Raw genomic sequence first — 13,005 nt, 5'->3', positions numbered from 1 at the left:
GGGGGGGTGGTCAGGAGCCGGACTTGTAGTCGGTGTCCATCTCGGCGAGGAGCTTTTCGGGCGTGGACTGGCCGCTGAAGATCTCCTGAAGGCCGCTGAGCATGGTCTGCTGGACCTTGGCGTTGGGCCACAGCTGGTCCATGAACGGCACGGTGCGGTCCGACGTGATGAACTTGGACAGTTCGGCCAGGGACGGATCCGCCACGTACCCCGTGTCCGGCAGGGAGGGCAGACCGCCCTGCTTCTTGACGAACAGGTTCATGCCCTCGTGCGACATCACGAAGTTCACGAACTTCAGGGCGAGTTCCTTGTTCTTCGCCTTGGCGTTGACGCCGTAGCCGGCGCCCGCAGCCGCCGGGATGAGGGTCTGGGACGGGTCATCGGTGGCGGGGAGCGCCTTGAGCGTGAACGTGCCCTTCGGGTTCTTGCCCTTCAGGAGGGCGATCACCCAGTTGCCCTGGATGATGCCTAGGGTCTTTCCGGAGGCGGCGAGGGCTTGGCTGGCTTCGTAGTTGGTGCCCAGCGGGTTCTTCTGGAAGCAGCCGGTCTTCTCCATCGTGACGTACTTGTCCAGGGCGGTGGCCCACTGCGACTGGGCGAAGGTGGCCTGGCCCGCCTGCATCTGCTGGTCGAAGTCGCGGTCCGGGCCGTAGACGGTGGTGGCGACCAGTGCGTACAGGACGAGTTGGGTCACCCAGTTGTCCTGGTTGCCGAGGGCGAAGGCAGGGGTTCCCTTGGCCTTCGCGGCCTTGCAGAAGGCCAGCAGGTCGGTCCAGGTGTCCGGCGCGGTGAGCCCGGCCTTCTGCATGGCCTGCTCGTTGTAGACGGCGCCGATGCCGTTCTGGCCGAAGATCGCGTTGTACGTCTTGCCCTCGTACTGCGCGACGGTCTTGATGGCGTCCGGCATCTTGGCGGCCCAGGACTGGTCCGAAAGGTCGCGCAGATAGCCGGGCTTGGCCAGGACGACCGTGGCGCCCGGGTTGCCGTTGCCGGGCCAGACCGACATCACGTCGGGTGCGGTGCCCGAGGACAGCTGGGTGCGGATCTGCTGCTGGTACTGGTCGGCGCCGCTGGTGGTGTAGCGGACCTTGACGCCGGGGTTGGCCTTCTCGAAGGCCTTGACGACGTCCTCGACGGAGCCCTGGTCGACCGAGGCGAGCGTCAGGGTCTTCGATCCCCCGCCGGAGTCTCCTGCCCTGGTACCGCCGCTGCAGGCGGCCAACACCGCCACGGATGTCACCGCGGCGATCAGGGCCGGGAGTGTGCGTGTCTTCATGAAGTCCCCCTCGAGGAAGAGCCACCGAACATGAGGGACGGGTGGGCGGCGTGTGTCATCCGCGCAGCCCACCCGCGAAGCCGTTGATGATGCTGCGCTGGAGCAGGAAGTAGACGAGCAGGACGGGCAGGATGCTGATCACCAGTGCGGCGAAGATGAGGTTCCAGTCGGTGACGTACTGGCCGACGAAACCAGCGATGGAGACCGGCATGGTCTGCTGCGCGCTGCCGCTGAGGTACAGCAACGGGGTGAAGAAGTCGTTCCAGATGGCGACCGTGTTGAGCACCAGAGCGGTCACCGTGATCGGTTTGAGCATCGGCAGGACGACGTACCGGAAGCCCTGCAGCGAGGTGCAGCCGTCGATCAGTGCCGCGTCCTCGAAGTCCCGGGGCAAGGCGCGCAGAAAGCCGACGTACAGGAAGACGGTGAAGGGCACCTGCAGACCGGAGTAGAAGAGGACCAACGCCCAGGGGGTGCCGAGGAGCCCCATGTCCCGCATGGTCTGGTAGAGCGGCAGGGCCGCCAGTTGGAACGGCAGGACCAGGCCCAGGAGGAAGGTCAGATACGTTCCCCGGGACCAGCGGGCCGCCACCCGGGCCAGGGGGTACGCCGCGAGCGACGAGACGGCCAGCACGATGACGACACTGCACACCGTCACCAGCACGCTGTTGACCAACGCCCCGCCCAGCGCGCCCTGCTGCCAGGCCTGGGTGAAGTTGGCGAGGGTGGGTGAGGTAGTCGGGCTGATCGGTGAGGAGGTGTCCGACGCCGGGCGTACGGCCAGGTTGACCAGGACGTACACCGGGAAGCCCACGACCAGGGCCGCGGCGATCATCGCCAGTTCCAGCGCGAGGGTGCGGCGGCGGTAGCGGATCATGAGACGGCCCTCTCGTTGCGGGACAGCACCAGGTACTGACCGGTCGAGACGACTGCCACGATGATCGTGAGGACGACCGCGAGCGCGATGCTGTAGCCGAACTCGCCGAGCGTGAAGGCGTCCTTGTAGATCAGGGTGGAGAGGGTGTCGGTGGCGTGGCCGGGGCCGCCGCCGGTCAACGCGTAGACCTGGTCGAAGAGTTTGATGCCGCCGATGATCGACAGCATCAGGTTGATGGTGAGGGCCGGGGCCAGCAGCGGGCGCGTGACCGACCAGAAGCGGCGCACGGGGCCCGCCCCGTCGATGGCGGCCGCCTCGTGGATCTCCTTGGGCACGGACTGGAGTCCGGCCAGGAAGATGACCATCGAGTAGCCGGCGTACTGCCAGACGATCACTCCGATCACCGACCACAGAGCGACCTGCGGACTGCCCAGCCAGTCCTGCTGCCAGCCGTCCAGCCCCGCGGCGCCGAGCAGGCTGTTGACCGCGCCGTCCGGGCCGAGCAGGTTGCGCCAGAGGTAGGCGGTGACGATCGGGGTGATCACGGCCGGGGCGAACAGGAACACCCGGAGCGCGTTGCGGGACTTGATCGCCGAGTTGACGCCGAGGGCCAGCAGCAGACCCACGGCGTTCTGGACGACCGTGATCGACACGGCGATCAGCAGGGTGTGCCAGATGGCCTGCATTGCGTCGGGGTCGTCGAGTATGTCGGAGAAGTTGTCCAGGCCGATGAACGAGAAGTCGGGGTCGAGACCGTCCCAGTCGGTGAAGGCGTAGTAGACACCGCGGACACTCGGCACCAGAACCACGAAGGCGAACAGCAGCAGCGCGGGCAGCGCGAACCACCAGGGCGGGGTGGTGCGCGCCCGCCGGACCTTCGGCGCCCGCTTCGCATCGGGAGGCCGGTCATGGTCCGGCAGCTGCTCGTGCGGGGCGAGGGTCATCGACGCACCTCCTCTCATGAAACGTTTCAAACAGAGTGTTGAATCGGGGCTCCAGCACTGCGGACTGCGTGTGGGGGCGCCGACCGGTTGTCGTGGTGGGTGATGCGGTCCAGGTGTCGGATGGTCCGGTGGTCGGATGCGGGGTCGGATGGCCCGGGGTCCGATGGGTAACGTTTCCCATAGGTGTTGCCAGACCCTAGAGAGCGTCCTGCGTGACGTCAAGATGCTGCGCAAGCTGCGCAATTGTTACGACGGCGACGCGGCTCAGGGTCTGCGGCGGCTCCACCGAACCACGCATTCCGTCCTACACTCGCCGACAACGTTTCCCGAAGGGACAGGAACCGGATGGAGCCGCAGGCCCGGCCTCGACGCGTCACCATCGTCGACGTCGCCCGTCACGCAGAGGTGTCCACGACCGCCGTTTCCAAGGTGCTGCGCAACGCGTACGGTGCCAGCCCCGAGATGCGCGCCAAGGTGCGCCGCGCGATCGACGAACTGGGCTACCGGCCGAACGCCGGCGCCAGGGGCCTGCGCGGACAGACGTACACCATCGGTGTCACGCTGCCCGACATCCGCAACCCCTTCTTCCCCGAGATCCTCGACGGCATCACCACCTCGCTCGCGGACACCGAGTACCAGGTGCTCCTCGGCCCGGGCTGCAACGGGGAGAAGGAAGAGGCCCGCGTCACCGAGGCAATGATCGACCGCGGCATGGACGGCATCATCCTGGTTGCACCGATCTCTTCACGCGCCCATATGGAGCGGGTCGGCAGCGCGGTGCCGACCGTCGTCATCGGCCGCCACGGCTCGTCTCCTGCGTACGACACGGTGGCCGACGACGACGTCGAGGGCGCCGCGCTGGTCGTCGGCCACCTGGCCGGCCTCGGGCATCGCCGGATCGCCCACATCGAGCATCACGAGACCGATCCGACGCGCCTCACGGAGATGCCCAACGCCCGCCGCGCCGACGGTTATCGCCAGGCCATGCGGCAGCACGGCCTGGAGGAGTGGACCGACGTCGTCTCCACCAGCTACACCCAGGACGGCGGTTACCGGGGCACGAAGGAGCTGCTGGCCCGGCCCGTCCGGCCCACGGCCGTCTTCGCCGGAGCGGACATCGTCGCCATGGGCGTGCTCGAAGCAGTCGCCGAGGCCGGGCTGTCCGTGCCCGGCGACCTCTCGGTGGCCGGCTACGACAACACCACGTTCGCCGCGTTCGGCCCGATCTCCCTCACCAGCGTCGACCAGGGCGGTCGCGAGATGGGCCAGAACGCCGTACGCCTCCTCCTGGAGCGGATCGCCGACCGTGGCCGCCGATCGGCCCAGGTCACCCTCTCCCCCACGCTCGTACCGCGCCGGTCCACTGCGCGGCTGACGGAGTAGGGCGTCAGCTCCGAGTTGTGCAGCGGGCGTTCAATCGTTCGATTGAAAGTTGAATTTGGTCTTTGGGAAACGTTGCCCATCCGGGTGGGGTGAGGCAAGGATGAAGGGCGCCCGACGACCATGGCCGTGCCCAGGCGCCGGGGCTTCACCACTCCACCCCCCATGAGAGAGGCCTCTTCAGCGTGCCCACCTTCAGCAGACGACATGTCCTGGCCACCAGTGCCGCCCTCGGCGTCGGAGCCCTCGGCGCCACCGCGACTCCGGCCACGGGCGCCCCGGCGGGTTACCGCGGTGCGGGCGGGCGCGAGGAGACGCGGACGCTCGACGAGCTCTACCAGGCCGCGCTCGTGGAGGGCGGCAAGCTCGTCGTCTACGCCGGCGGCGACACCCCCACCCAGCAGGACGCCACCAAGGCGGCCTTCAAGGACCGCTTCCCGGAGATAGACCTCACGCTGATCGTCGACTACAGCAAGTACCACGACGTCCGCGTCGACAACCAGTTCGCCACCGACACCCTCGTCACGGACGTCGTCCAGTTCCAGACCCTCCAGGACTTCGACCGCTGGAAGCAGCAGGGCCGCCTCCTGCACTACAAGCCCGCCGGGTTCTCCAAGGTCTACGACAAGTTCAAGGACCCGCAGGGCGCATGGGTGGCCACCGGGGCGCTCGCCTTCAGCTTCATGTACGACACGGCGACAGTCGGCGGGACGACGCCGCTCACCCCGCGCGACCTGGTCGACCCGAAGTGGAAGGGGAAGATCGCCTCCGCCTACCCGCACGACGACGACGCGGTCCTCTACCTCTTCTCGCTGTACGCCCAGAAGTACGGCTGGGACTGGGTGGCCAAGTTCGCCGAGCAGGACGTGCGGTTCGGGCGGGGCAGCAACTCCCCGGGCGACGCCGTCTTCGGCGGGCAGAAGGCGATCGGTGTCGGCACTGCCGGATCTGCGGTCAGCACTTCTCCCGTAACGTTCGCCATCGGCGCCGGGCACCCGTTCATGGCCTGGGGCCAGCGCGCCGCGATCCTCAAGCAGGCCAGGAACTCCACGGCCGCCAAACTCTTCCTCAACTGGCAGCTGTCGGCCGAGATGCAGAACGGGTCGTTCAACGGCTGGTCCGTCCGCACCGACGTCACTCCCCCGGCGGGACTGAAGCCGATCTGGGAGTACCCGAACGCCCACGTGGACGGTTTCCCCCGCTTCATGGCCGACCGTGCCGCGGTCGAACGCTGGAAGCAGACCTTCGCCCTCTACTTCGGCGAGGTCAAGGGCGACCCAACACCCGGCTGGTTGGGACTGCACCCAGGGGTATAGACGTGGGGCGGGTGCGTCGGCCGGCGCACCGCACCCGCACCCGCACCCGCACCCGCACCCGCACCCGCACCCGCACCCGCACCCGCCAGACCTGACACTCTGCCGCCCCGGACTCGCAGCGCGAGGAAATGGGCGGTCTTGGCCCGCCGCGCCCACTGCGCCAGCTGCCTGCGCTCAGCCTCGTCCAGGACAGGACGAACTCACAATGCTGCAGCTCGCCCCACTCTTCTGGGCGCTCCATTGGCCGCGCTGTGGATGGCTGCCCCAGCAGCGCCACCACCAAATGGGACAACGGATCGCCCCCGAGACACCGTCGGCCTGGACACGGCTACGCCCTCCCGGCCCCCTGTACGGCCCCTGGGTCTTGGCATTGGCCCTCAAGTCAGTCGCCCGGACCGCGAGCCAGGACCTCGATCATCCACTCAGCTGCAGGTCAGACGGTTTGCAGCTCCCCAGGCCGTCTCCGGACTCCAAACTCACGAGCAGCGGATTCAGTCCGTCCAGGCGAAGTTGACGATCCGACAGGCCAAAATGAACGTTTCCGCAGTTCAGAGGCCTGCACAGGTGGGGCGGGTGGGACTCGAACCCACGGCCGGCGGATTATGAGTCCTTTGAGGATCTTGGCGACCCTTGTCGATCCATGCTCGTCCTGGTCGTTTTCCCAGGTCAGATGCGGTTTGGCACCTCAGCACTTCTCGGCCCTTGTCAGTCTTTCCCGATCCTTGTGTCCAACCTGCGTCCAGAACGCGTCCTGGAGGCGCCCCGGATGGACGGGCTTGGCTGACGCAGAGCCGGTTGTGCCAGCTCAGGAAAGGGCCTCGAACTCGCGCGCAGCGGATTCCCCTTCCAATGCGCAGAGGCTCGGCCCCGGATGTCGGGGCGGAGCCTCTGTGGCCGTATTCACAGGCCAGACGTCGCCTCGTCAGGTTATCCGGCTCGCTCTCCTTCTTCCAGAGCGGGCGATGGACGACGAACCGCCGGCACACATCTCCCCGGCGCGCTGTATGAGCGTCAACTACCACACCACGATCAAGGTCGAGGTTGACACCGAGCTTGCCCCCTCCAGCTACGGCCGCTGCGCTCCCGCCGTGGGAAGCCCTGAGCGCCACGGGCCAGGGTCGATGCGCTCTGTGCGTGCAAGGGCGGGTCAGAGTCGAGGAGTTGCTGCCATCGTGGTGGTGAACACGGACATTCAGCGCGGTTGGGGGCGGCATGGGACGGAACGCCAGATGGGCGGTGGCGGGGCTGATGACGGCCGCGGCCTTCGCCGTGCCAGCATGGCTGTGCGGGGCCATCGTGCTGCCGCCTCTGCTGAAGGATCCCGCGATCCGCTGGTCGTTGGCCGCTGCGCTCGGCGCGGTGCTGGGCTCGCTGGCCGTGCTGTGGGGCCAGGGCTTCGCTACCCGGGCCCCGTCGACCGGAACCTCCGGCCACTCGGTGGTGGCCACAGCCGAGCGCGCCGTCGCCATCGGCGGGGACAACCGGGCCCCCGTCTCCACCGGCGACGCCACCACAACCTCCCAGCCTCCTGCCGGACCGCACCCCGCCTCTCCGCCAGCCCCGGATACGGTGTCCGCGTCCGGGAACCGTGGGATCGCCATCGGCGGAACCAACTCCGGCCCGCTGTCCACCGGCGACCAGCGTGGCGGTGCCCACCCGTGAAGTGGCCGTTCCAGCGCACCGGTACGCAACCGGAACCACCCGCCACCAGCTCACGGGTGGAGGCAAGCGCCGAGCGGTCCGCCGCCATCGAGGGTGACAACAACGCCCCAGTGCTGACCGGAGATGGTGCCAGGGTGGTGTACCTGCCACCCGGGGCGGTTCGGCCACCCGCCGAGGTGGAGGCTCCGGCCGGACTGGACAACCTGCCGGTGCGGCCAAGGCTGTTCGTCGGGCGCACGACCGAACTGGACCGGTTGGATGCCGCGCTGGCAGCTCCGGGCGGGGTGGTGGTGCAGGCGGTGCACGGGCTGGGCGGGATCGGCAAGAGCACCCTGGCCGCTCACTGGGCTGCCACCCGCACCCACGGCTGTGTCCCGGTCCGATGGATCAACGCCTACAGTGCCACCAGCGTCCAGGAGGGCTTGGTCGAACTGGCCACCGCTCTGGAATCGGGCCTGCCCGATGCGCTCTCGCCGGAGGCATTGGCCGAGCGTGCCCTGCAGTGGCTGGCCAGCCACACCGGCTGGCTGCTGATCCTGGACAACGTCAACGACCCCGCCGACATCGCCCCTCTGCTCGCGCGGCCCACCAGCGGCCGCTTCCTGATCACCAGCAGGCTCGCCACCGCCTGGCACAACGTCAACACGGTCGTGCGCCTGGACGTTCTGGATGAAGCCGAGTCCCTGGACCTGCTCACCCGCATTGCCAGCCACGCCGGCCCCCGGGACCTGGACGGCGCCGCCGAACTGTGCGCCGAACTGGGCCACCTCCCCCTGGCCATCGAACAGGCAGCCGCCTACCTCACGCAGAATCCGCTCATCACCCCCCGCGCTTACCTCGCGCTGCTCGATGAGTACCCGGTGGAGATGTACGGCGATGGCGGCGTCGTCACCCCGCACGAGCGCACCATCGCCAAGATCTGGAACGTCACCCTGAACCAGATCACCACTCTCCGGCCTCAAGCCGCCGACCTGCTGCGCCTGTTGGCCTGGTACGCGCCCGACCAGATTCCCGCCACCCTCCTGGACGGCCTCACCAACCCGCCCGCACTGAACAAAGCGATCGGCCTCCTGACCGCCTACAGCATGATCACCCCCGACCCCGCCACCAACACCCTGGCCGTCCACCGCCTCGTCCAGGCCCTCGCCCGCACCCCCGACCCCGACGACCCTCACCGCACCCCCCACCTCATCAATCAAGCCCGTACCCACGCCACCACCCAGCTGAACGACGCCCTGCCTGACACCTGGGACACCCCCGGCGAGTGGCCCAACTGGCGCGCCCTGCTCCCTCACATCGACGCCCTGGCCGACCACGCACCCGCCGACACCGACACCGAAACCACCGCATACATCCTCACCCTCACCGGGCAATTTCTCGACAGTCAGGGCCAGCTCACCCGCGCGATTAGCCACCTCCAACGCGCTCTGGCCGGTTCCGCGCGGGTGCTGGGCGCTGACCACCCCGATACCCTGGTCTCCCGCGGCACCCTCGCGAGCTCCTACTGGTCGGCGGGGGACCTCGGACGGGCGGTGCCGCTGTACGAGCAGACCCTGGCAGACTTGGTGCGGGTGCTGGGCGCCGACCACCCAAACACCCTGGCCTCTCGCCACAACCTCGCCTACGCCTACCAGTCGGCGGGGGACCTCGGACGGGCGGTGCCGCTGCTCGAGCAGACCCTGGCCGACTTCGTGCGGGTGCTGGGCGCCGACCACCCCGACACCCTGGCCTCTCGCCACAACCTCGCCTACGCCTACCGGTCGGCGGGGGACCTGGGACGGGCCATCGCGCTGTTCGAGCAGACCCTGACCGACCGGGTGCGGGTGCAGGGCGCCGACCACCCAAGCACCCTGGAATCCCGCAACAATCTCGCCTACACCTACCAGTTGGCGGGGGACCTGGGACGGGCGGTCCCGCTGTTCGAGCAGACCCTGGCCGACCGGGTGCGGGTGCTGGGCGCCGACCACCCAAGCACCCTGACCTCCCGCGGCAACCTCGCGAGCGCCTACGAGTCGGCGGGGGACCCGGGGCGGGCGGTGCCACTGCTTGAGCAGACCCTGGCCGACGAGGTGCGGGTGCTGGGCGCCGACCACCCAAGTACCCTGACCTCCCGCAACGCTCTCGCGAGCGCCTACCGGTCGGCGGGGGACCTGGGACGGGCCATCGCGCTGCTCGAGCAGACCCTGACCGATAGCGTGCGGGTGCTGGGCACCGACCACCCCGACACCCTGGCCTCCCGCAGCAACCTCGCCTTGGCCTACCGGTTGGCCGGGGACCTGGGACGGGCCTTCCCACTGTTCGAGCAGACCCTGACCGACAAGGTGCGGGTGCTGGGCACCGACCACCCCGACACCCTGATCACCCGCAGCAACCTCGCGAGCGCCTACCGGTCGGCGGGGGACCTGGGACGGGCCATCGCGCTGTTCGAGCAGACCCTGACCGACCGGGTGCGGGTGCAGGGCGCCGACCACCCCGACACCCTGATCACCCGCAGCAACCTCGCCTACACCTACCTGTTGGCGGGGGACCTGAAACGGGCGGCCCCGCTGATCGAATAGATCCCGGCCGACCGGGTGCGGGTGCTGGGCGGCGACCATTCGTGGACGGGGTCGCTCCGAAGCAACCTCGCGGCCGCTATCTCCGAGGGCAACAGGCGTGGTTTGGGCTGACCTTCGCGGTGCTGTCGCAGAAGCATTGTTGAGACACAGATGGCGTATCAGGTGGCGCGACCGGGTGTCCGCAGGTCAGCGTGTCTCAGAAGCTGGTGCCAGGACCCTGTGCCAGAAGTCCATCTCGACACCAGGCAGCGAGACTTTCGCTCTCCCCAGGGCCCAAGGTCGCCGTTCAAGGAATCTGCTGGTTCGCGCCCCATGCCCCCGCTGTCCCTCGGTAGGTCGAATCAAGTCGAGCCCGTCAAGGGCCCCCGAGCACCGGATGGAGAGATCCAGGGGAGCCTCATCATCGTTATTCATGGCGCTCCAGAGGGAGCGCGGCACGGGCCGCGCTCCCTGGTCGGTCGTACGTGGTCAGGTGGAGCTGGTCTTCGGGCGGCGCTTGGGGGTGCGGCCGCGGGGACGCCGTTTTGCGCTGGGGCTGGTCTCGGCTGCCGGTTGGGCGTCCGCTTCGCCGCTGATCTCGCCGGAGGGTCCCGGCTCCGAGGCGGGGTCCGTTTCGGGCCCGGACCTCGGGGGCTGCGTGACTTCGGGGTCGGGTTCTTCGGCGGGTGACGGGCCTTCCTCCTGGACCTCGTCAGATGTGGGGTTGTCGGCCTGCTGGTCACCGTCGTGCGCTGGGGTTGGATCGGGCTCGATCGCCGGGTCGTTGTCGGCGACAGGGTCAGATTCGGTGTCTGCCGTGGGCTCGGAGTCTTCGCCGACGCCGGGCGGCGTCATGTGGGCTTCGGGGCCGCAGTCGCGCAGCGAGGTGCCCGTGGCCGGCGGGGCTTCATCCATCACTTGTGAGAGTGCGCTGTCGAAGAGGTCTATCCAGGGCCGGTGGCCGGCGTAGCGGGGCTTGTAGTCGAAGGCGGGAAGGAGGTCGTCTTGGAGGGTGCGCAGGATGATGAGTTCCGGATCTTCGTCAGCTTCGGTGACGAGGGTGGTCGCCTTGTTGTAGCGGTGCCCTTCGGCCAGGCGTGCCGTGAGTTGCGCTTCGCGTAGGGCATGGTCGGCCAGGGTGGCGTCGTCGGGGAGCGGGAGTACGGCGCCGCCGGTGATCCAGAGTTGGACGGTTGTTCCGCCGAAGATGGGGCGGAAGCTGATGCCTCGTCCGTCGCTGTAGACGAGGTGGGCTGCGCCGTCGGCGGGCGCTGCGGTGTCGATCGCCCAGTCGCCGCCGAGGCTTTGGGCGAGGTTGGCCGCGGCTTCTCGGACTGCGGCGTCGGTGATGAGCATCTGTGGTTCTCCAAGAGGTCTGCGGGGGAAGCAGGGGCCCGCCCCCGACCGGGGCGGGCCCGGTGGCGCTACGCGGGGCGTACTTCGTCGCCGTCGTCGAGGAGCATCGAGAGGGTGGAGCCGCTGTCCCAGTCCACGGAGAGCATGGAGAGGCTCGCGTCGAACTGATGGACGGTGCCTTCGTCGTCGGGCTTGAGCCCGGTGTGCGAGTCGGTGGTGTGTACGAGGGCGATGCGGTCGCCCTTCTTGTAGGTCATCTGCGCTCCAGTCGTAATGGGTTGTGAGGGTCACGGTTGGGCCGCCGGTGGCCCCGCCGATTGACGGAGCCACCGTTGGCCGCCTGCTAGGCGTCGTGTTCGCATGCCTGGGTGGGGCAGGCTCCGCAGTCGAAGCAGTGGTCGCAGGCGCAGGCCTCGCAGCCCGGTTCCTGGCACCGGACGTCGTGGCTGCGGCAGTACGGGAATGTGAACGGCGGCTCTTCCATGACTCCCCCTCCCTGCTGGTTCTATTCTATATGCATTCAGGGGGGAGTTCAAGATCACAGAAGACAGTTTCCGCAGGTCAGGCCGCTATATCGCGTACCAGAGCTTCGACCTTCTGGATCGCCGCGAGGAAGACCGCCTGCGAGTGCAGTCGATCGCGCCGCTCCAGGGACTCCAGTGCCTCCCGGGCAGCCCTGGCGTACACGTTGCCTTCGTGCAGGGTGTCGCCACACCCGATGAGTACGTGCGGGCCGAGGTCCCAGAGGATCGCATTGACGGCGGCGCCCGCCGCCGCGAGGGGGTCGATGTCCGTCAGCGACCATCCGAACTGGTGCGGGTCGACGCCGCGTTCACGCATGACCTGTACGGCGGCGCGGTACATGCCACCAGTCCCGCCCGTGGGCTCGTCGAACTTCATGCCAGGCTCAAGCGTCATGTCGTCGAACAGCATCCTGGCCATCAGGTATGCGACTTCTGGCGGCGTGTGGACCTCCGCGAGTGCATCGTGAGCGCCTTCGGAGCGCATGACGGCAAGGAGGGTTCCGATCACGTCGGTGGTTGAACGGAGATCGGGGTCATCGCTTGCGGTCAGGTGCAGGAGTCCGTTGGTGAGCGCGGCCTCGACGACGGCACGTACGGCAGCGGCTCGCCGAGCGTCGGGCTTCTCGTCGTCGACCCACTTGTGCAAGGGCGTGGCCCGGTCGATGAGGTCGGGTCGCATGATCCACATGCGGGCCCAGCACTCGCGGAAGGCGGCCAGCAGCTCGGAGTCATCGAGACTGAGCCACAAGTCGGCGGCGAGGTATGCGTCCGGGCCGCGCAGGGGCCAGAGGGCGAGCGCGGCGACCGTACCGATGGGGATTTCGATGCTGCTCCCCCCGTGCGCGTGGTGCCAGGCGTAGCTGACGGCTTCCGCGATCTGGAAGGCGTGCGCGTGCGGGTTGCTCTGCGCCGGGCGGTAGTGACCCAGCTTGCGCTTGACGACCGCGAGCGAGGGGCCAGGCGTGGCGGCGGGCATGGTCACGGGCGCGGGGGCCGGCGGCAGATCGGTGAGATACCTGCGGGTCGGGGCGGCAAGGGTGGGCGGCGCGGGTGGCTCGTCAGGCTCGTCGGGGTCGGCGAACAGATCGAGTTGGCTCATGCGGTCTCCTGGATTCGGTCCGATCGAGGCATCC

10 protein-coding genes are annotated in these 13,005 nt (G+C 68.5%); 4 read left to right on the top strand and 6 right to left on the bottom strand.

Going from position 1 to position 13,005, the window contains the following annotated elements:
* Positions 1–10: 10 nt before the first annotated feature.
* Genes M2283_RS07160 through M2283_RS07150 form a run of 3 tightly spaced genes read right to left on the bottom strand, consistent with a single transcriptional unit; the run spans position 11 to position 3,097 of the window.
* Positions 11–1,276 carry an ABC transporter substrate-binding protein gene (locus M2283_RS07160; RefSeq protein WP_280875236.1) on the bottom strand — a complete coding sequence of 422 codons (1,266 nt, stop codon included), beginning with the start codon at positions 1,274–1,276 and terminating at the stop codon, positions 11–13.
* Between the two features lie 55 nt (positions 1,277–1,331).
* Positions 1,332–2,153 (bottom strand): carbohydrate ABC transporter permease, encoded by an 822-nt coding sequence (locus M2283_RS07155; protein ID WP_280875235.1) that lies wholly within the window; start codon positions 2,151–2,153, stop codon positions 1,332–1,334.
* Positions 2,150–3,097: a carbohydrate ABC transporter permease gene (locus M2283_RS07150; RefSeq protein ID WP_280875234.1), complete on the bottom strand. Its 948-nt coding sequence runs from the start codon at positions 3,095–3,097 to the stop codon at positions 2,150–2,152. The genes M2283_RS07155 and M2283_RS07150 overlap by 4 nt, the downstream gene beginning before the upstream one ends.
* Before the next feature lie 345 nt (positions 3,098–3,442).
* Between M2283_RS07150 and M2283_RS07145 the strand changes: the two genes are divergently transcribed.
* The 4 genes from M2283_RS07145 (at position 3,443) to M2283_RS07130 (ending at position 10,013) form a co-directional block, all read left to right on the top strand.
* Entirely contained in the window at positions 3,443–4,480 is a 1,038-nt protein-coding gene (locus M2283_RS07145; RefSeq protein WP_280875233.1) for a LacI family DNA-binding transcriptional regulator, read from the top strand.
* Between the two features lie 182 nt (positions 4,481–4,662).
* Positions 4,663–5,793: an ABC transporter substrate-binding protein gene (locus tag M2283_RS07140; protein WP_280875232.1), complete on the top strand. Its 1,131-nt coding sequence runs from the start codon at positions 4,663–4,665 to the stop codon at positions 5,791–5,793.
* Positions 5,794–7,005: 1,212 nt separating this feature from the next.
* On the top strand, positions 7,006–7,455 hold the full coding sequence (locus M2283_RS07135) for a hypothetical protein (protein ID WP_280875231.1): 450 nt from the start codon (positions 7,006–7,008) through the stop codon (positions 7,453–7,455).
* On the top strand, positions 7,452–10,013 hold the full coding sequence (locus M2283_RS07130; RefSeq protein WP_280875230.1) for a tetratricopeptide repeat protein: 2,562 nt from the start codon (positions 7,452–7,454) through the stop codon (positions 10,011–10,013). Before M2283_RS07135 ends, M2283_RS07130 begins: the two co-directional genes overlap by 4 nt.
* 468 nt (positions 10,014–10,481) lie before the next feature.
* Here the strand turns inward: M2283_RS07130 and M2283_RS07125 are convergent, their stop codons facing one another.
* The 3 genes from M2283_RS07125 to M2283_RS07115 form a co-directional block, all read right to left on the bottom strand.
* The gene (locus tag M2283_RS07125) at positions 10,482–11,348 is read right to left on the bottom strand and encodes a hypothetical protein (RefSeq protein ID WP_280875229.1); all 867 of its coding nucleotides are present in this window, start codon (positions 11,346–11,348) and stop codon (positions 10,482–10,484) included.
* A gap of 68 nt (positions 11,349–11,416) precedes the next feature.
* On the bottom strand, positions 11,417–11,605 hold the full coding sequence (locus tag M2283_RS07120; RefSeq protein WP_280875228.1) for a DUF4314 domain-containing protein: 189 nt from the start codon (positions 11,603–11,605) through the stop codon (positions 11,417–11,419).
* Between the two features lie 304 nt (positions 11,606–11,909).
* On the bottom strand, positions 11,910–12,971 hold the full coding sequence (locus tag M2283_RS07115) for a hypothetical protein (RefSeq protein ID WP_280875227.1): 1,062 nt from the start codon (positions 12,969–12,971) through the stop codon (positions 11,910–11,912).
* Between the last annotated feature and the right edge of the window lie 34 nt (positions 12,972–13,005).

The sequence above is a fragment of the Streptomyces pseudovenezuelae genome (assembly GCF_029892565.1).
In the GTDB taxonomy this organism is placed as follows: Bacteria; Actinomycetota; Actinomycetes; order Streptomycetales; family Streptomycetaceae; genus Streptomyces; species Streptomyces pseudovenezuelae_A.
This window is presented reverse-complemented; position numbering and strand designations above follow the sequence as displayed.

Excerpts from the sequence above, each read along its gene's own strand:
- M2283_RS07160 (WP_280875236.1), bottom strand. The coding sequence starts at position 1,276 with ATGAAGACACGCACACTCCCGGCCCTGATCGCCGCGGTGACATCCGTG.
- M2283_RS07155 (WP_280875235.1), bottom strand. The coding sequence starts at position 2,153 with ATGATCCGCTACCGCCGCCGCACCCTCGCGCTGGAACTGGCGATGATC.
- M2283_RS07150 (WP_280875234.1), bottom strand. The coding sequence starts at position 3,097 with ATGACCCTCGCCCCGCACGAGCAGCTGCCGGACCATGACCGGCCTCCC.
- M2283_RS07145 (WP_280875233.1), top strand. The coding sequence starts at position 3,443 with ATGGAGCCGCAGGCCCGGCCTCGACGCGTCACCATCGTCGACGTCGCC.
- M2283_RS07135 (WP_280875231.1), top strand. The coding sequence starts at position 7,006 with ATGGGACGGAACGCCAGATGGGCGGTGGCGGGGCTGATGACGGCCGCG.
- M2283_RS07125 (WP_280875229.1), bottom strand. The coding sequence starts at position 11,348 with ATGCTCATCACCGACGCCGCAGTCCGAGAAGCCGCGGCCAACCTCGCC.
- M2283_RS07120 (WP_280875228.1), bottom strand. The coding sequence starts at position 11,605 with ATGACCTACAAGAAGGGCGACCGCATCGCCCTCGTACACACCACCGAC.
- M2283_RS07115 (WP_280875227.1), bottom strand. The coding sequence starts at position 12,971 with ATGAGCCAACTCGATCTGTTCGCCGACCCCGACGAGCCTGACGAGCCA.